This is a genomic window from Serratia ficaria, from assembly GCF_900187015.1.
Taxonomy (GTDB): domain Bacteria; phylum Pseudomonadota; class Gammaproteobacteria; order Enterobacterales; family Enterobacteriaceae; genus Serratia; species Serratia ficaria.
Genome location: NZ_LT906479.1, coordinates 88,704 through 107,633, shown reverse-complemented (window position 1 = coordinate 107,633; position 18,930 = coordinate 88,704). Strand labels below are relative to the sequence as shown.

At 56.6% G+C, this 18,930-nt stretch carries 17 protein-coding genes; 7 read left to right on the top strand and 10 right to left on the bottom strand.

The features are described 5' to 3' along the window. Positions 1-81 precede the first annotated feature (81 nt). The 3 genes from eptB to CKW09_RS00470 all read right to left on the bottom strand — a co-directional run bounded on the left by eptB (position 82) and on the right by CKW09_RS00470 (position 3,041). Positions 82-1,776, bottom strand: coding sequence for a kdo(2)-lipid A phosphoethanolamine 7''-transferase (gene eptB, locus CKW09_RS00480; RefSeq protein ID WP_061797914.1), 1,695 nt, complete (start codon positions 1,774-1,776; stop codon positions 82-84). A 215-nt stretch (positions 1,777-1,991) separates the two neighbouring features. After that, positions 1,992-2,417 (bottom strand): organic hydroperoxide resistance protein, encoded by a 426-nt coding sequence (locus tag CKW09_RS00475; protein WP_061797972.1) that lies wholly within the window; start codon positions 2,415-2,417, stop codon positions 1,992-1,994. Between the two features lie 159 nt (positions 2,418-2,576). Further along, positions 2,577-3,041 (bottom strand): MarR family winged helix-turn-helix transcriptional regulator, encoded by a 465-nt coding sequence (locus CKW09_RS00470; protein ID WP_061797912.1) that lies wholly within the window; start codon positions 3,039-3,041, stop codon positions 2,577-2,579. 112 nt (positions 3,042-3,153) lie between these two features. Between CKW09_RS00470 and CKW09_RS00465 the strand changes: the two genes are divergently transcribed. Then, a complete protein-coding gene (locus CKW09_RS00465; RefSeq protein ID WP_061797911.1) occupies positions 3,154-3,753 on the top strand; it encodes an HD domain-containing protein in 600 nt (199 codons plus the stop codon). 41 nt (positions 3,754-3,794) lie between these two features. Here CKW09_RS00465 and CKW09_RS00460 read toward each other — a convergent pair whose 3' ends face one another. The 3 genes from CKW09_RS00460 to CKW09_RS00450 form a co-directional block, all read right to left on the bottom strand. Continuing rightward, positions 3,795-5,198 carry a glycoside hydrolase family 1 protein gene (locus tag CKW09_RS00460; protein ID WP_095094957.1) on the bottom strand — a complete coding sequence of 468 codons (1,404 nt, stop codon included), beginning with the start codon at positions 5,196-5,198 and terminating at the stop codon, positions 3,795-3,797. A 14-nt stretch (positions 5,199-5,212) separates the two neighbouring features. Further along, entirely contained in the window at positions 5,213-7,081 is a 1,869-nt protein-coding gene (gene bglF, locus CKW09_RS00455; protein WP_095094954.1) for a PTS beta-glucoside transporter subunit IIABC, read from the bottom strand. Positions 7,082-7,341: 260 nt separating this feature from the next. Next, complete coding sequence (locus CKW09_RS00450; protein WP_061797907.1) at positions 7,342-8,088, bottom strand: SDR family NAD(P)-dependent oxidoreductase; 747 nt, start codon at positions 8,086-8,088, stop codon at positions 7,342-7,344. Positions 8,089-8,202: 114 nt separating this feature from the next. Here CKW09_RS00450 and CKW09_RS00445 point away from each other — a divergent pair, with 114 nt between their 5' ends. Both CKW09_RS00445 and CKW09_RS00440 read left to right on the top strand, forming a co-directional pair. Continuing rightward, positions 8,203-9,066, top strand: a complete 864-nt coding sequence (locus tag CKW09_RS00445) for a LysR family transcriptional regulator (protein WP_095094951.1) — start codon at positions 8,203-8,205, stop codon at positions 9,064-9,066. A 94-nt stretch (positions 9,067-9,160) separates the two neighbouring features. Continuing rightward, entirely contained in the window at positions 9,161-9,910 is a 750-nt protein-coding gene (locus CKW09_RS00440) for an NAD-dependent epimerase/dehydratase family protein (RefSeq protein ID WP_061797904.1), read from the top strand. Here CKW09_RS00440 and CKW09_RS00435 read toward each other — a convergent pair. Beyond that, a complete protein-coding gene (locus CKW09_RS00435; protein ID WP_095099941.1) occupies positions 9,888-10,346 on the bottom strand; it encodes a bifunctional diaminohydroxyphosphoribosylaminopyrimidine deaminase/5-amino-6-(5-phosphoribosylamino)uracil reductase RibD in 459 nt (152 codons plus the stop codon). The two genes, CKW09_RS00440 and CKW09_RS00435, sit on opposite strands and share 23 nt — an antisense overlap. A 389-nt stretch (positions 10,347-10,735) precedes the next feature. Here CKW09_RS00435 and CKW09_RS00430 point away from each other — a divergent pair, with 389 nt between their 5' ends. After that, positions 10,736-11,437 (top strand): helix-turn-helix transcriptional regulator, encoded by a 702-nt coding sequence (locus CKW09_RS00430; protein ID WP_073970304.1) that lies wholly within the window; start codon positions 10,736-10,738, stop codon positions 11,435-11,437. A 20-nt stretch (positions 11,438-11,457) separates the two neighbouring features. Here CKW09_RS00430 and CKW09_RS00425 read toward each other — a convergent pair whose 3' ends face one another. Genes CKW09_RS00425 through ribA form a run of 3 tightly spaced genes read right to left on the bottom strand, consistent with a single transcriptional unit; the run spans position 11,458 to position 14,788 of the window. Further along, positions 11,458-12,438, bottom strand: a complete 981-nt coding sequence (locus CKW09_RS00425; RefSeq protein WP_083950372.1) for a formylglycine-generating enzyme family protein — start codon at positions 12,436-12,438, stop codon at positions 11,458-11,460. After that, a complete protein-coding gene (locus CKW09_RS00420; protein WP_073970307.1) occupies positions 12,431-14,146 on the bottom strand; it encodes a WD40 repeat domain-containing protein in 1,716 nt (571 codons plus the stop codon). The genes CKW09_RS00425 and CKW09_RS00420 overlap by 8 nt, the downstream gene beginning before the upstream one ends. An 18-nt stretch (positions 14,147-14,164) precedes the next feature. Next, positions 14,165-14,788, bottom strand: coding sequence for a GTP cyclohydrolase II RibA (gene ribA, locus CKW09_RS00415; protein WP_061797898.1), 624 nt, complete (start codon positions 14,786-14,788; stop codon positions 14,165-14,167). Between the two features lie 486 nt (positions 14,789-15,274). On the opposite strand from ribA, the gene CKW09_RS00410 reads away from it, so the two are divergent. Genes CKW09_RS00410 through CKW09_RS00400 form a run of 3 tightly spaced genes read left to right on the top strand, consistent with a single transcriptional unit; the run spans position 15,275 to position 18,875 of the window. Continuing rightward, positions 15,275-17,074, top strand: coding sequence for a WD40 repeat domain-containing protein (locus CKW09_RS00410; protein ID WP_095094945.1), 1,800 nt, complete (start codon positions 15,275-15,277; stop codon positions 17,072-17,074). Between the two features lie 5 nt (positions 17,075-17,079). Beyond that, positions 17,080-18,276: an MFS transporter gene (locus tag CKW09_RS00405; protein ID WP_095094941.1), complete on the top strand. Its 1,197-nt coding sequence runs from the start codon at positions 17,080-17,082 to the stop codon at positions 18,274-18,276. Then, on the top strand, positions 18,276-18,875 hold the full coding sequence (locus CKW09_RS00400) for an NADPH-dependent FMN reductase (protein ID WP_061797895.1): 600 nt from the start codon (positions 18,276-18,278) through the stop codon (positions 18,873-18,875). The genes CKW09_RS00405 and CKW09_RS00400 overlap by 1 nt, the downstream gene beginning before the upstream one ends. Positions 18,876-18,930: the final 55 nt, after the last annotated feature.

Sequence of the window (18,930 nt, the reverse complement as noted above, 5' to 3'; positions counted from 1 at the left end):
CATGCGCGCGCCGGATTAATTGATGGCGGGAAGGTATTCGCGTGAATCGCCGGGCACAGGTTACGCCCGGCGGGCAGAAAATTACAGCTTGGCCGGCGCCGCTTTGTCCTGCGGAATATGGCACCAGTTGTTTTTATCCACGATGCCGCCGTCCGGCGAGCTATAGCCGAGGCAGCCGAGAATGGTGTCGAACAGCTCAACGTGGCGATGGGTCTTGCCGATGCGCTGCTGCGCCTGCAGCTGCTCGAAGGCGCTGAGATGCTGCGGATCCTCGAGGAACTTGTCCGAGGCCCACACCATCATCGGCACGCGGAACTGCTCGGGCGGCGCCATTTCGCGCGGCGTGCCGTGCAGGTGCGAGTTCTCGCCGATCGATTCGCCGTGGTCGGACGAATAGAACACTATCGCCTTTTTGTCGCGCACCTGATCGATCACGTTGGCGATAAAGCTATCGGTGTACAGCACCGAGTTATCGAAAGCGTTAACCAGCTGCTCCTTGGAGCAGAAGTCATCCACCCCCATGCACTCCGGCTGATAGCGCGCATAGCTGCGCGGGTAGCGCTGGGAGTACAGATAATGCGAGCCTTTGGTATGCAGGACCACCAGATGCTTGCCGCGCGGGTAGCGCGCCAGCGACTCCTTCATTTCGTCCACCAGCAGCATATCGTCGACGGATTTACCGTCGTTGCGCTTCTCGGAGGCGATCATCTCGCGGAACGAATAGTTGTCCACTTCGGTGTTGTTGTAGAACCACACCTCGCTCTGCATGGCGAACAATTCAGAGGTAAAGCCCAGGTCTTTCATCACCGCAAACACGTTTTGCTCTTTCAGCGTGCGCTGCGGGTTGTCGGCGGTGCCGCCCTCGCGCACGAACATGCAGCGCAGCGACAGCTTGGTGGCGGTATCGCAGGACTCGCCGCGGAACGCCACCAGGTTCTTCTCTTTCGACAGCCGCGGCGTGGTGTCGCGGTCATAGCCGAGGATCCCCATGTGGTCCCAACGGGTGGTCTCGCCGATGATAAACACCACGTAGGTGTCGTCGATATCCGCCGGCGGCACATAGGTGAAGTTCTGGCCCGGATCGAACATATTGGCCTGATCCTGGCTCTCGTCGTAACGGGTGTAGGCGAACAGCCCCAGCGCCGACAGCCAGTTGGACGGCAGATAAGAGTGCGCCACCACCCCGCCATAGCTCGGCAGATCGATGTTGGTGATTTTTTCCTGCGCGCTCTGTTCTTTATCCAGCATGCGCAGCGGCAGCCAGACCAGCGCCACGACCGCCACCAGCACCAGCAGCGGCTTCACCCGATGGCCGGGGGTTTTCAGCTGTTCGATCAGCGTGTAACGCAGGCTGTTCTTCCAGATGCACAGCAGCGGCAAGGCGCTGACCACCCCCATCCACAGGAAGAAATGCAGGCCGATGACCTCTTTGGAGAGATCGATATCGGTGGTCATCACCGACACCACGATGCCGTAGCCGATCACCACGTTGAAGAACGTCATGTAATAGCTGGCGGCGACCGAAATCAGCACCAGCAGCGAGGCGACGACGCGATAAAACAGCCGGCCGCCCAGCGACACCAGCCGCATGATGAAGAAGGTAAATAGCACGATGGCGATAACCTCAGTCACCGCTGAAATAACCTTAATCCCTTGAATGCCGTGCGCAAATGAATCGAAACGACGATAAAAAACGGAAAGGTTCAAAAAGATGCCGATATAGATCGCTAACAATAACGATAAATTCTGCTGCGATAGCGATTTCACTTTGTTCATGTAACGCGGTGGCTCCGGGGACGGTGTAGCAGTTCTGAATCTGTCAGACATTTATTGCGGCCGCTGGTTCAGCCGAACGGCAATAAGCGTTATTTTGGGGGTAATAATCAAGAGAATTCTCACAAAATGGGCATTTTTTGCCATTTTTTGTGAACTGAGCGGAGGCGAAAGCGCAAAGAAAATGGAGGGATATCCCTCCATTATGGGCAAAAACGTTATTTCACGTTGAGCGTTACGTCAATATTGCCGCGGGTGGCGTTGGAATAAGGGCAGACCACGTGGGCCTTTTTCACCAGCTCTTCCGCCACGCTGCGTTCGATGCCCGGCAGGCTGATGTCCAGCTGCACTTCGATGCCGAACCCGTTAGGGATTTCACCGATGCCGACGGTGCCGTCGATTTTGGCTTCGGCCGGGATCTTGACCTTTTCTTTCGCCGCGACAAACTTCAGCGCGCCGAGGAAGCAGGCCGAATAGCCGGCGGCAAACAGCTGCTCGGGGTTGGTGACGTCGCCGCCGGCGCCGCCCATCTCTTTCGGCACGCCCAGTTTCACGTCCAACACGCCGTCGGATGAGGTCGCACGGCCGTCGCGGCCACCGGTTGCCGTGGCGTGAGCGCGGTAAACAACTTTCTCAATAGACATCATTCATTCCTTCTTGCTGGTTGGGGGACGTGACGTCGGCTTCAGCAAAACGAAACCCGCCACGGGTTTATCTTTCACGATTAAATCGCGCACTACTTATATTTGACGCTTACTTCAGTGTAGACCACCGGCGCCGATCTTGCGTCCGGCGGCCGGGGGTCAAACCTGGTCGATCAGGCTGCCGCGCAGTTTTTCCAGCTGCCGTTTGAGCGTGACTATCTCGTCCAGGCTGCAGTCGGTGGCGCACATCACCGCCTCGGGCACCGCCTGCGCCTTTTCACGCAGCGCGCGGCCGGCTTCGGTCAGCGCGATGATCACCTGCCGCTCATCGGCGGTGGCGCGATAGCGCACCAGCAGCCCGGCGCTCTCCAGCCGTTTCAGCAGCGGCGTCAGGGTGGCGGAATCGAGGAACAGCCGCTCGCCGATATCCGATACCGTGATTTCATCCCGTTCCCACAGCACCAGCATCGCCAGATACTGCGGATAGGTGAGGTCGAGCTGGTTCAGCAACTTGCGATACACCTTGTGCAACGCCAGATTGGCGGAGTACAGGGCAAAACACAGCTGCTGATCGAGCAGCAGCGTATTTTTCGCGTTGGGTTGTTCGGCGTTTTTGCTTTTCATGATGCGAATATAGATAGTGCACGATGTAATCGCAAGCTATTTTTTGCACGGTGTGCTACATTTTTTAGATGCAGAGGATGCCACAGCAGGGTGCTGTGCGGAGGGAAAGGATATGACAACCACGCTTGCAGAACGCGCGCGCCGCTACGCCACCAAGGCGCATGCGGCGATCGATCAGCGCCGCAAATACACCAATGCGCCCTACATCGTTCATCCGCAGGCGGTGATGGAAATCGTCAGCAGCGTGCCGCACACCGAAGAGATGCTGGCCGCCGCCTGGCTGCACGACACGGTGGAAGACACCCCCACCACCCTCGGCGATATCGAAAGCCACTTCGGGCCGAAGGTGGCGGAACTGGTGGCGATGCTGACCAACGTCAGCCATGCCGGCGACGGCAACCGCTTCGAACGCAAGAACCGCGATCGCCGCCACAGCGCCGGCGCCTCGCCGCAGGCCAAAACCATCAAGCTGGCGGACCTGATCGACAACACCCGCTCGCTGCTGGAGTACGACAGCCACTTCGCCCAGACCTATCTGATCGAAAAACAGCGGCTGCTGGAGGTGTTGACCGAAGGCGACCCGACGCTGTGGCGCCAGGCCAGCCATATCGTCGAGCAGGGGCTGGCCAGGCTGCAGCGGCCGCCGCACAACGTGCCGGCCAGCTGGTTCGAGCACGCCCGCCGGCGCTACCGGGAAAACGACGCGGCCTAGAAGGCTTGCCCGGCGATCGCCGCCGGGCGGGCTAATGGCGGTTAGCCTTTCGGTTTCAGGCAGTTGCCGTTGCTGTGGATCACATCGCGATACCAGTAGAAGCTCTTTTTACGCTTGCGCTCCAGGCTGCCGTTGCCGGCATCGTCGCGGTCGACGTAAATAAAGCCGTAGCGCTTCGACATTTCGGCCTTCGAGGCGCTGACCAGATCGATCGGCCCCCAGCTGGTGTAGCCCATCACCTCCACCCCGTCGTCGATCGCCTCGGCCACCTGCACCAGGTGGTCGTTGAGATACTCGATGCGGTAGCCGTCGTCGATGCTGCCGTCGGCCTCGACGCGATCCTTGGCGCCCAGGCCGTTCTCGACGATAAACAGCGGCTTCTGGTAGCGGTCATACAGCAGGTTGAGCAGGTAGCGCAGGCCGACGGGGTCTATCTGCCAACCCCATTCCGAGCTGGCCAGGTGCGGGTTCGGCACCATGTTGAGAATATTGGCGCGGGCGGTCCGGTTCTGCGCCGCGTCGGTGGTGACGCAGCCGCTCATGTAATAGCTGAAGGAGATAAAATCGATGGTTTCGCGCAGCGCCTGCCGATCCTCGGCGGTGATTTCGAGCTGAATGCCGTGCTCGCGGAAGAAGCGCCGCATATAGGCCGGATAAGCGCCGCGCGCCTGCACGTCGCCGAAGAACAGCCAGTCGCGGTTCTGGCGCTGGGTTTCCAGCAGGTCTTCCGGCCGGCAGCTCAGCGGATACAAAATGCCGCCCAGCAGCATATTGCCGATTTTGCCGCCCGGCACTAACTGGTGACAGGCTTTCACCGCCTTGGCGCTGGCCACCAGCTGATGGTGGATCGCCTGATAGATGGCGCCCCTGTCGCTGTCTTCCGGCAGGCCGACGCCGGTAAAGGGCGCGTGCAGCGACATGTTGATTTCGTTGAAGGTCAGCCAGTGTTTGACCTTATGCTTGTAGCGTTCGAATACGGTGCGCGCGTAACGCTCGAAGAAGCCGATGGTCGCGCGGCTGCCCCAGCCGCCGTATTTCTGCGTCAGGCCATAGGGCATTTCATAATGCGACAGGGTGATAAGCGGCTGAATGCCGTATTTCGCCATCTCGTCGAACAGCCGATCGTAAAACGCCAGCCCGGCCTCATTCGGCGTTTCCTCGTCGCCCTGCGGGAAAATGCGCGCCCAGGCGATCGAGGTGCGCAGGCATTTAAAGCCCATTTCGGCGAACAGGGCGATGTCTTGCGGATAACGATGGTAAAAATCGATCGCCACGTCCTTGATGCCGCTGTCGCCCGGTTTGCGCGGGGTGATGGCGCCGAAGATGCCCTGCGGCTGCAGATCGGACGTCGATAGGCCTTTGCCGTCGGTCAGATAAGCGCCTTCCACCTGATTGGCCGCTACCGCGCCGCCCCACAGAAAATCTTGCGGAAATTTGCCGTTCATCGCTTGCTCCTCAGTTAACGTAATAAAGTCAGCAGCGGCGCCTGTTCCCGCACCGGAGACTGGCCGCTGGTCAGCACGTCGACGTAATCATCGCTGTTGCTGATGATGATCGGCGTGGTGGTGTCATAGCCGGCGGCGCGGATCGCCGCCTGGTCGAACTCAATCAGCAGATCGCCCGGCGCGATCCGATCGCCCTCCTGCACGTGGGCGGTAAAATGCAGCCCGTCGAGCCGCACGGTATCGATGCCGACGTGGATGAGAATCTCCGCGCCGTCGTCCGACTCGATGCCGATGGCGTGCCGGGTTTTAAACAGCGACGCCACGCGGCCGGCCACCGGCGCCACCACCCGCCCCTGCTGCGGCGCTATCGCCACCCCTTTTCCCAGCAGGCCGCTGGCGAAGGTGGCGTCATTGACCTGCTCCAGCGGCAGGAGCTCGCCGGCGATCGGGCTGAGGATCTGTTCTTTGCGGTTGAGCGGCGCGGCCGCCGCCGCTTCCGCCGTCGCTGCCTCGGCCGGGGTGACGCCGAACAGGTAGCTGGCCAGCGCGGCGAAGCAGAACGACAGCAGCGTGCCGCCGATCGCGCCCCATACCGTGGCGTCGAAGCCGCCGGCGGGAATGATTTGCGCAAAGGTGAAAACGCTCACCAGCCCGAAGGAGTAGGTCGCGGTGTGGAAATAGCCGATCACCGCGCCGCCCAGCGCGCCGCCGACGCAGCCGAAGATAAACGGCCGCTTGTTCGGCAGGGTGACGCCGTAGACCGCCGGTTCGGTGATGCCGAAAATACCGGCGCCGATGGCCGAGCCGGACAGCGCCCGCAGTTTGGCGTCGCGGGTGCGCAGCATCACGCCCAGCGTGGCCCCCACCTGCCCCATCACCGCCGGCAGCAGCAGCGGCGCCAGGGTGTCGCGCCCCAGCACGCTCAGGTTGTTGATCATCAGCGGCACCAGCCCCCAGTGCAGGCCGAAGATCACGCACACCTGCCACATCGCCCCCATAAAAGCGCCGGCGACGATCGGGTTAAAGGCGTAGATGCTTTGATAACCGTTGGCCAGCAGGTGGCTCAGCCAGGTCGCCGCCGGGCCGATCAGCAGGAAGGTCAGCGGCACGGTGATCGCCAGGCACAGCAGCGGGGTGATGAAATTGCGCAGCGCGCTGTGGACAACCCGGTTGCACCACGGCTCCAGCCGGCAGGAGACCCAGGCGGCGAAAATGATCGGGATCACCGACGAGCTGTAGTTGATAAAGGTCAGCGGAATGCCGAGGAAATATTCGCGCGCCGCGCCCGGCTGCTGCGCCGCGTCGAACGCCGCCATCATCAGCGGATGCGTCAGCGCGCCGCCGATCGCCATGGTGACGAACGGGTTGCCGCCGAATTTTTTCCCGGCGGTGTAACCGAGCATGATCGGAAAGAAATAGAACAGCGAATCGCTGGCGGCGAACAGCGTTTTGAAGGTGCCGCCGCTCTCCAGCAGCCAGCCGCAGGCCAGGCCCAGCGCCAGGGCGCCCTTCAGCACCCCCGAAGCGGCCATCACCCCCAGCAGCGGCGTAAAGATGCCGGAAACCACGTCGATAAACCGGCTGAGCAGGTTGTCCGGCTTGTCGTCCGCGCCATCGCCGCCCGCCGCGCCTTCACCGAAGCCGCCGGCCCGGTTGACCGCGCGATACACCTCCGCCACGTGGTTGCCCACCACCACCTGATACTGGCCGCCGCTCTCCACCACCATGATGACGCCGGGATTTTTTTTCAGCGCGGCGGTATCGGCGCGGCCGCCGTCGCGCAGCTTGAAGCGCAGGCGAGTGGCGCAGTGCACCAGGCTCTTTACGTTGTCGCGGCCACCGACGCCGGCCAAAATCTCACTGGCTAATGAGTCATATTTCATACGGTTATCCTTAGCATTCGCGTTCTGTCGCTCCCCAGCCCGACGATGGCCAATCGCTGCGGCGGAATTCGGCGCAAAAAAAAACCTAAACCTCGCGGTCTCTTTCCCGAAGGGAATAGAAACGCGAGGTTTAGGTTTTGCCTGCCGGAGCAGTGACAACCCTAAAGCGGCTGAGTCATGACGTTAACACCCGAGATTTTGCCGGAGCAAGGCTTTGCGCCGGCAAATTGCCGAACTGTGATCCGGCGGGCAAAACCGCCTCAGTGGGCGAAATAATGCAGGCCGCCGTCTACCGGGATCACCGCGCCGGTGATATATCGCGCGAGCGGGGAACAAAGAAACGCCGCCAGATGGGCCATGTCTTCCGGCTCGCCGAAATAGCCGATCGGAATATGCTGCGCGATATACGCCTGGCGCGCCGCTTCGGTCGGGTATAGCCGCTCGCGGATCTGCTCGCTGTTGATGCGCCCGGGCTGCAGCGTGTTGACGGTCACGCCCTGCGCCGCCACCTCGCACGCCAGCCCCTTGGCCCACAGGTGCAGCGCGCCCTTGGCCGCGCTGGCGGCGCTGAGGCTGCGCGGCTCCATCGAACCGCTGATGTTGATCACCCGCCCCCAGCCCCGCGCCTGCATGCCCGGCAGCAACGCCTGCGTCAACCGCCGGGCCGGGGTAAAGTTCAGGGCGAAGGCGTCGTCCCAGCCCCGATCGCCCTCGTCCAGCGCGGTTGGGCGGAAAGCGCCGACCGCGTTGATCAAAATATCGATCGGCCCCGCCTGCGCCGCCATCTCGGCCAACGCCCGGGCGTCGGTAACGTCCGCGGCAATCACCCGCGGCCGCGGGTCGCCCCGCCGTTCAATCTCATCCGCCAGCGCCTGCAGCCGGTCGCCCCGCCGGGCGGTGGCCACCACAGCGGCGCCTTCCGCCGCCAAAACCCGGACCATGCCGGCGCCGATGCCTTCGCTGGCGCCGGTCACCAGCGCGGTGCGTTGCTGAAGCCGTAAATTCATAAGATATCCTAACTGAATCATTCGATTTTGCGGAAAGTATGTACGCATTGAATCACGCCGCGCTCTGTGTGAATATTCCTTAAAATCGCATCGATACTGTGCAGGAATTCACTGATGTTCGACTGGCAGGATTTAAAACACTTTGTGGCGCTGGCGCGCACCGGTTCATTGTCGGCGGCGGCGCGGGAGCTGGGTTGCGATCACGCCACCGTCGGGCGGCGGGTGGCGGCGCTGGAAAAGGCGCTCGGGCTGCGGCTAATCCTGCGTTTGCCGCGCAGCACCCCGCTGACCCAGGACGGCCAGACCATCGCCGGGCTGGCGACCGAGATCGACGCGCAAAGCCAGGCGATCGTCCGCCATGCCCGCAGCGCCGGCGCCGCGCCCCAGGCCAGCGTGCGCATCAGCGCCCCGCCGTCGATTGCCGCCCATGTCATTGCGCCGCGCATCGCCGAATTTCATCGCGCCTTTCCGCACATTGCGCTGGCGCTTTCCGGTGAATCGGCGCTCGCCGAGCTGGATCGCGGCGAAGCCGACATCGCGGTGCGCATGGTGCGGCCGCAGCAGCCGGATCTGCTGGTACGGCGCATCGGCATGATGCGCTACGCGCTGTACGCCGCCGCGCGGCATGCCGCCTTGCCCGAGGCGGCGCGCCGCTTTATCGCCTATGACCATCATTACCGGCAGCAGCCGCACCAGCAGTGGCTGCTGCAGCTGCTGCAGGGGCGCCCGGTGGTGTTTCAGGCCAGTGACCTGTTTTCACTGCAGCAGGCCGCGCGATCGGGGCTGGGCGCCGCGGTATTGCCGACGTTCGTCGCCGATGGCGACCCGGATTTGCAACCGCTGCCCACGCCGATCGCCGCGCCGACGCGTGAGCTGTGGTTGGTCACCTACCCTGACCTGGCGCGCACCGCCGCCGTGCGGGCGGTGATGAATTTCTTGACCGACGCCCTTGCGGAATGCTGCCCGCTGCCGGAATAAAACATCAGAAATTCTAATTGAAATGCTGGACAAACGTCATGCAGGGGATTATTACTGATCGTCGCGTAATCTATTCTTAGGGACGACAGCAATCATGACGTTACGTACGGAATTTGGACGGATTTTGATTACCGGCGCCGGCGGCCGAGTGGCCACGGCGTTTCGGCAGGCGGTGGGCGACCGCTACCGGCTGCGCCTGGCGGAAAGGGACAGCGGCCTGCTGAGCAAGCTGCGGCCCGATGACGAAGTCATCAGCTTCAACATCGCCGATCTCGACGCCTGCCGCGCGGCCTGCGCCAATATCGACACCGTGCTGCACCTGGCGGCCGACCCCTCGCCCGACGCAGACTTCTGCGGCTCGCTGATGGACAACAACATCCTCGGCACCTTCAATATCTTCCGCGCGGCGAAAGACGCCGGCTGCCGCCGCGTGGTGTTCGCCAGCAGCGCGCAGGCGGTGGAGGGTTACCCGCTGGATTACCAGATCCGCCCGGACGACGCGCCGAAGCCGAAAAATCTCTACGGCGCCAGCAAGGCGTTCGGCGAAGGCATCGCCGCCTACTTCGCGCACCAGGAAGGGCTTTCCGCGCTGTCGGTGCGCATCGCCAACTTCACCGCGCTGGCGGCCGGCGAGCGGCTCAGCGCCCGTGACATGAGCGCCTTCCTCAGCCACCGCGACGCCGCCGATTTGCTGGAGCGTTGCATTGGCGTTGAAGGGGTGCAGTACGCGGTGGTGCACGGCGTTTCCAACAACCGCTACAAGCGGCTGTCGCTGGAGGAAACCAGCCGCCTGCTCGGTTACTACCCGCAGGACGACGCGTTCAGCATCCTCGGCTTTGAGTGAACGGCTCCGGCTCATGATGCAAATAAGGGGATAGCCACGCGGTAATGGGATCGGCGAGGAGCCCCACTTCCACCGGGATCCCCCCCTGTTCCAAGAGGGCGATCCCCGCCCCACGATTGCGCGGATGCGGATCGAGAATGCCGACATAAACTTTGCCGACGCGCCGCTCGACTATCGCCCGGGCACAAGACGGCGTACGCCCGTGAAATGAACAGGGCTCCAAAATGACGTACAGCTCATATTCTTCCAGCGTTCCTTCTACCTGCGACAACACATCGGCTTCGGCATGATAATACCCCGGTGCTCGGGTATACCCCTGCGCGACGATAAGGTCTTGTTTAACCAAAACGCTGCCAACAGGGGGGTTAGGCAGGCAATCGGGCAGAGCTTGCCGCGCACACCTCAATGCCTCTTGCATAATCCGTGTTTTACTCATCGTGGCTCCCATCTCCCATGTGGATAGCGCTCGTTTCCGCGCCAATCACCCTACCGGTGCAGGCATGGGGTCTGCCCGCAAAAACGCAGTAACTCCCGCGACAGCCTTCGTCTATTTCCTTAGAAAAGCAGCCAAACCCGGGATACCGAAGCTAAAAGGTAATGAATGCTGCTATTGAACGCGTAATGAATCGTGATATTAGTCACAAAAGCAAATAACCATTCAGGATAGTTAAACGAAAAAAAAACCTATCAGTATGAAATATAATTAAAAAATACCCCCATAAATGTATCGCCACATTTAACCTTTAATTAAACTTTACTTTACATTTAATCAACATTAATGTTAATGAATTGTTTAGCTGATTTTACATGAAAGGAAGCCGACGAATGAAAGATGCCTTTGATTCGTTAGATGAAAACAATAATGATATAAATCAATCAATTAATAAATCAATCATCTCATGTGGTTTCACATTCTTTAGCATCACTATGTTTCTTTCCCGTTCACTGACCAAAACGGAACGCATAGTGATTGAAAATTATCCTAAAGAATGGCGAATACATTATGATGAAAACAATTATCATGATTACGATCCCATCCTGGCCTATGCGAAAACATCCAGCACGCCAATCCATTGGTATAAGCTGTTAAAAGATGCTCACCCCGATGGCAAAGCCGTATTGAAAAACGCCTTGCGCTTTGGCATTGGGCCTGGTTTCAGCATCCCTTTTAGAGGGAAGAGCAGCACTTTGGGCATTGTCAGCATCAACGCGGTCGACGAAAACCCCAGCCATGACGACTATGCGCGCTGCATCAAAGAGATCCTGGCGATAACGCCCTATATCCATGAAAAAATGGTGCAGTCCCTCGAGCAACAAACCATCAAGCTGACCAGACGCGAGCAGGAATGCCTTTTCTGGGCTTGTGAAGGCAAAACCTCATGGGAAATCGCGCAAATCATCGGCTGTTCCGATCGCACCGTCGTCTTTCATCTGAACAACATCTCCGAAAAGTTCGGCACTCAGAATCGCTATCAGACCATCACGCATGCTTTGCTCTCCGGCGCAATCACGCCGCTGCTGTGCTGAAGCGGCGACCGTACAGAAATTTAGGGCGTCTTGATATCTTCAGCCAATCGAAAGCCCATAACATAAATGGCTTTTGGATACGCACCGTGCCGCCTGGTACAGCGAGCCAAGTCATGGTGTCGGGTGAAACTGCCGCCGCGGGCGACCCGGTAAGGCGTTTGCTCATCCAACCGAAACAGATCGTCATCCACCACCTCGCCGCCGGGATACGGCAGATAAGGCGTCGCGGTAAACTCTTCCACATTCCCCGCCATATCAGCCAAACCAAAGGCCGAGTTTCCCTTAGGGAACATGCCGACGGGCGTGGTAGTCAGCAACCCCAGCTCTAACGTATTGGCACAATCGCGCCGGTAGCTTTCTCCCCAGGGAAATTCTCGCCGGACGCCACCGCTGGCGGCATACTCCCATTCAGCCTCCGTCGGCAAACGAAATGCACGTTGCGTTTTGGCGGACAGCCAGCGGCAGTAGGCTTCGCAATCCTCCAGCGCCAACGAATTCACCGGATGGTTGGCGAGATGGACAGGATATTTGCCGAACGACCAGCCGGCGGGCAATCTTTCATAGCGGCTATCGAGCAGAAAATCGCGATATTCCTGATGCGTGACGCAATACTTCGCCAAGTTGAACCGCTTGATCCGGCAACGATATGCCGGCGCCTCCTTGGCAATCCACTCCCGTTTGACGCCTACCGCCGCATATTCTTGCCATATCCCATCGACCTGCTCCACATCGCGCCCTAGCACCACGTCCGCTTCGCACAGCGCAACCATCGCGGGAGCCAGAGTGTTGATGCGCGGATCACCGTGCAATGCCAGCAATGAACCGGCGGCATAGCGCACCGTTAGCGGCCGGTGTTCATCTTCAACGATGCCGGCCAGATCGCTGACGGCGCAGCGGGATAACGACGCCATCGCGGCATCAAGGTTATCCAGCTCGGAAGCATAGAAATAGGGCTCCATCCCCATCGCCTCACGATCGGACAGCTGATTGATGTCATGCATAGGCCGCATGTTTCCCCCCCGCGCGGCTGCATGCCGCCGCGTGGATGAAATGCAATTCACCCAGGTAACTGCCAGCGATGAAACGACCGTTGGCGGCATCAAAAACAAGGCAGGAAATACCGGCGGTGGAAACCTTCTTCACCATGACCCAGCGCTGTTGCGTGAGATCGTATACAGCAACGGTTCCCCGATAGTCGCCTGACATAATCAAATGATATTCTGGCGCATAGCTGATGCATTTAATCGAGTTTTGGTGCGGTGAATCGATAATCTGCTGCTCGCCCGTGAGGCTCCACAACCGCAATGTTTTGTCGCGGCTGATGGAGGCGAAACCGTTGTCCAACGCGACGCAGCCGTTCACAATCATGTCGTGTTCACCGACGAAGCGTAATGTCGGCTGGGCCAGATCCGTTAAATCGTGGGCGGCCACGGTGTGATCCGCACAGGCGGTAAACAGTATGGCGCCATTGATCGCCATGCCTTTTATCGCGTTCTTATGCGCCTGGATATTCTTCTCCCAACTCACGCGCCCGTTATCGTCTACGCGCAATACAATCACCTCTCCCGTATAGGCGCCAACCAAAACAAAAGAGCCTTCAGGGTGTTTCAGCACCGTCTGGCAATTCAACGGGGAATGATGTTGATAAACGACGTCGCCGGTTTCGCCATTATAAACCGCGCCATCTTGCCCTCCTTGCAACACGACGCCGTTCACTTGAATAATGAAGTTACACAGCGAGGGAAGCTGATTGATGACTTTGCCGTTGCGCACCACCTTACCGGCATCGCCGGTAAAAATAATATCGTCGCCACAGGCATAAACGGCATTAATTCCGTGAGTGTCTTTAATTTCATTTTCCACCCACTCCCGTTTATCCAAATCATAAGTGGCGTATCTGTCGCCAAAAGTGACAAACACCAGATAGCGATCCCCAATGATGTCGCTGGAACGCGGCCAGACTTGCGGCAGTATTTTGTCTTGGTGAACCAGGCTTAATCCGTCACGCCCTAAATTCCATATTCTGAAATACCGATCGTAACTTAAGCTGATGACCGTGTTATTTTTGACAATCAGACGTTTGACGCCTGATTGATGCGCGTCCACTTGTGAAACCTGCCTCCCCTGCTCGTCGAATACCGTGATGCGGCCTTCGTCATCACCAGAAACCAGCAACCCTTCTTTCGTCAGGCACAGCGTATCCGTTTCCACCCCGACCATATCAATCATGGCGCTTTGTTTCTGCTGAGAGAGGCTCCAATAGCGGATCGTGCCGTCATCCCCACTGGACACCAATACGTCCTCATCCTTCCATTCAACGGAAATGACATCGGCAGTGTGCCCCGAAAACTTGACCAGCAGCTTACCGTGCAGATCAAAAACGCGAACGTGCCGATCGCGAGACGCCGTCGCTATCCAGGGCTGGGTCGGATGAAAACTGATGCCCTCGACGTCATCGTCGTGCCGCATGACCGCATAAAGTTGCAGATCCGGAACGCTCCACACACGCAGGCTGTAATCGCTGCTCGACGAGGCGACGAAACGGCCGTCAGGACTGAACGTCACCTGATTGGCCAAATGGTCGTGGTAACTGACAGAAAGAGGCAAATGCGTTTTCGCATCCCAGAGAATCACTTTATTGTCATAACCGGCAGTGGCAACATAAACGTTGTTTGTCGCTATACCGCTAATCGGACTGGTGTGATACATAGTCATCTCCTGGTTCTATTAGATAGAAACAACTTTTCCGAACGTATGTCTGGCGATATCCGCCTTTGCCTGTATGTATTTCTGGTTGTCGCGTCCCATAAAGCACGATGTGGAAACCACTTTTTCAACCGCGATGCCTGAATCGGTTAGCGCCTGATGTTTATCCGGATTATTCGTCAGCAAAAAGACCTTTTCTATTCCCACCGCCAACAGCATCTCAGAGACGCAATGATATTCCCGTGCATCTTCAGGGAATCCCAAGAGTTTATTCGCCTGGAACGTATCATGCCCCTGATCTTGCAAGGCATACGCATCGAGTTTGTTATACAGCCCTATGCCTCGCCCTTCCTGAGGCAAGTAAGCGATATATCCGCCATGCTCCGTCATGATTTTTATCGATTCGTGTAACTGGTTGCCGCATTCACAACGTTTAGAACCGAAAACATCGCCGGTTAAACACTGGGAATGAATGCGAAGATAAGGGGTTCCCTGCGATTGCGATGTAATCTCGCCACCTTCTTTATTCTGCTTTGGGATATGAATAAGAAGCGCCTCACAATCAATGTTATTGAAGCTATAAAACCATGACGTTATTTTATTGTCTGTGATAAAAATTTTTATCTTATTTCTGACTGTCAGCATAGCTATTCTCCTCAGAGATCATCGAAAAGAGAGTAAGTCAGCATGCTGGAATAAATAACTGTTAATCTTGACAGGTAAGAAGCCATTGGAAAACAAATGGCATAAAACCGCCACCAGGTAGAATAAAAAACCACAAAACAAAAAAAGCCGAAACATATCACCAAACAAAAACGCAAAGCAGCTCACAACCAGCGAAAAGAGAAAGTAGCCGCCCTGTAAGATTCAACAGTTTTACATCCTCAAACACATCAAGCAATACTGATTACAGCATGAAAAAAGTCATGCTAACTGCAAACCGACATAAACTTAGGAGATTCACATGAAAGTAATCAAAACCGCAACTGCCAATGCACCTAAGACTATCAGCGTTCAGAAAGCTATTCGCTCTGAGAAGTAATCTCTTTATTTTTTGTTAGTCATAAATGGTGAACAGGTGATCCTGCTCACCATTTATCAATATTGGCGCCGCTTACCAAAGGATACGATATGTCTAAAGAGAACATTAATGCTTTCGCCTACGACCGGGAAATGAATATTGCTTTCGCCGGCACGAAAGGCGGCGAGATATTAATCATACCTGTAGATTCGTTCACGGTAAGCATACGAAAAAAAATCCACTGGGGAACGATTGAAGCGATTGCCATTTCCCCGGAAAGAAAGTTATTGGCTTGTTTATCCGGCGACAGGAAAGTCTCCATCCTGCGCTACGATGCCGACCATCGCCTCGACATCGTCTCCCTGTTCTCGGTCCGCGATATCGGGCCGGACGATTTCGGCATCTTTCATTCGACCTCTCAGGCGATCGCCATCCACCCGACCAAAGCACAGATAGCCACGCGCAGCGGCAACAGCGCCGTCGTCGAACTGGACTTTACGGGAACGCAGCTTTCTCAAGTGCGCGTATGCGAAGAAGATATTGCAACGCTCTGCTATTCATTGTCAGGCCACTATCTGCTGGCAGGCAGCACGGGCGGCACTATCGGACTCATCGCCAACGGCGAGTTGCAAAACAGCATCAAACCCGAAGGGCTCACAGAAACCGTGCATTGGTTCGAACCGCTAGAGGACGATCGCTACATTGTCGCTTGCGACTCACGCCGCGTATTGGAATTGCAAATCGATGAGAACAGGCGGCTGACCTATCGCAACGGCGAAGTTTTCGCGCATGACGACATGGAGCATGTCACTCTCAGCCACGACAAGAAAACTTGCCTGGCCAGCAGCTTTGACAGACGGATCTACCGCATTGATCTTGATTCGCTGAAAAGCACGGGAGTGGCACTGACTGCGGCATTCAAACTGCGGTGGACAAAATTCGTTAAAAATAGCGATCGCATCGTCATTGTGCAAAATCGCGACGGCAGTTTACTCAAAAGCGATATCCTGACGGGGGAAACGCTGGCGATGATAAAGAATACGCCAGACGCCATCTGGACGGCCTATCGCCGCCGAGACGAAATCATTTGCGCCGGCGAACGCGGCTACATGTATCGTATTCCGCTGCAAGAGGATGGTGCCTTGCTCGGCCTTCCAACCAAACACCTTTTAACGGATACGGACAGTGGATACATCAAACGCATTGTCCCTATGGAAGACGATGACCTTATCGCCGTGATGAGCCGTGGACGCATCATCGTCAAGCAAAACGGCGCCAGCATGACGCACGACTTGCCCACCGCCTTTCGCGACGTCTGCTACTGCCCGCAGCGCCAGTGTTGCTATCTGGCCAGCGAAGACGGCACCGTCTATCAATATTACCGCGGTCAGATCACCGCTCTTCATCAGGGGGACGAACCGATTTGGTCACTGGGCGTCTCGCCGGATGGCGCGACGCTGGCCTTTGCTGAACGCCTGGGCAAAATCTATTTATATGACCTGGAACAGAAGCGGGTCGTTGAAACCACCGACTGCCGATTGCCCAAACGCCTCAAGTGGTTTGATAACCGGACGCTCTATATTTCTTACAGCGGCTCCATCCATAAAATCTTCTTTGATGAACAGTGGCAACACCATGTTGAATTTATTCGCCCGAATGACAATACGGTGGAGGACTTCGTTTTCATTGATGACTATATCGTTTTCATCACATACAACCGCAGAATCTGGCTCTATGACCGTTTGTCCGCGACTCAGTTAGACAGCGTCTATAACAGCGAGGACTACATGAAAAACATTATACATATCAATGATAATATATTTGCGACTTTAGGACGCTCAGGCTATCTTCAACAATACGAACTGCATAACGAGCAGATAAAACCCGGCGTACCGTTGAAGATGGCGTGATACTCATGAATTTTTCGCAAAACACTTGCCTGGCCTTATTGATAGCATCTAATTTCTTCTCCTCGGTCGCCGTCAGCATAGGGATGTATATCATCCCTTGGTATATCAGCAATGACGGTGAGCAACCCAGGTTATTGGCGATGATGGCGACAATGTCCTCATTAACGCTGATCTTCATCACGCCATGGATCGGCATGCTGGTCGACAAATTCAATAGGAAAAACCTGCTCACGGCGCTCAATGTCCTCATTTGCATCGCTTTCATTCTGGCTATTTGCAGCCGGTATTTCTCTTTTAGCATTATGCTACCTTTAGTCGCCTCCTATTTCGTCGTTCAATTTTATTACGCTATTTTTTATATCGCCCGGCAGGGGTTTATTAAAGATATTTTCAGCGGTGATTACCTGTCACGAACCAACTCTCTTCTTGAGATGGAATCGCAAGCATCGACGCTGATCTCTGCGCTATTGGTCATCTCCGTATCGTCCTATTTGAGCTATGACACTATTTTTGTGTTGCTGGTCGTGCTGATCGTCATCTCTCTGTTTATCTTGTTAGCCATCCCCTACCAGCGGCGCTCCCCTGTAAACGCTCAGATGCCAAAAAGTTCGCTCATTCAGTTCCAGCCGGAAAACCGGAATGTCATTTTGTATCTTCTGATCGGCGCGGTGCCCTTCGTCTGCATCATGGTGGTTAATGTGATTCAGGCCCCCTTTATGCATGAAGTTCTGCATGCCTCGATTGAGTCTTACGCTTCTTTCGGCATCATTTATGGCCTGGGCGCCATTTTAGTCAGCCTACTGTTGGGTTGGCTGGCACCCAAATTCCCCGCGAGGAAATTGGTTCACCTCTTTACCGGCGGTTTCGCCTTAACGGTTCTGCTGATCGCCAGCTCTCCCACGTTGCCGGTGATTTTATGCGGGGCCTTCTTCCTCGGCTTATTCAATTCCGCATCACGCATAAGCAGCCAGAATGTCGTTCTTACCGAAATAGACAGTGAAAAAATCGGACGCGTTTTTTCGACCGGCCAGTTATTCACCTTGATCAACCGCGTGCTTGCGACGGGGTTGGTCGTCATCCTATTCCAGGAAAGTTACGAATATGCCTGGTCCTATGTGCTGATGATCAGCGCCATCGCCCCTGTCAGCTTAATGTTGTGGTCGTTTTATGCCAATCGGCCGCAGAAAATAAGGAGATCGTAATGAATGTCGCTATCGTGACCGGCAGCCATCGCAAACAATCAAACTCCCGAAATGTGGCGAATTATATTGCCCGTCAGCTCCAACAGAAGGATCACTTTGTCGATACGCTTGAATTAGCGGAAATCAATCTTCCCCTGTGGGATGAAGATATGGAAACGAATGAGCAGAAATGGTCGGTGCTTAAAACGTGCCATGAACGCCTGAGCAAGGCCGAAGCCCTGATTATCGTTACCCCAGAGTGGAACGGCATGGCACCGCCGATGCTGAAAAACTTCTTACTGCTCTGCGAAGCAGAATATGTCGGCCATAAACCGGCGCTGTTGGTCAGCGTGTCATCGGGCATGGGCGGCGCTTATCCGATCCATGAACTGCGGAGCAGCGGCTATAAAAACAACCATATCTGCTATCTCCCGGATCATATTATCGTGCGCTATGCCAACGATACATTGAGCTCCCCGCTGCCCGCTGACGACCATGAGCAGCTACTGCGGGCAAGGATCGACTACCAGCTAAACCTGTTGCTGCAGTATGGCGCGGCGTTGTCTCAAGTGCGCGCGTCCGGCGCCATTGATTTTGAGCAATTCCGCTACGGCATGTGACTGTTCGCCGCACGCAATGCCCGGCGCGCTCAAAACATCGTGCGGCGGGCAGCGT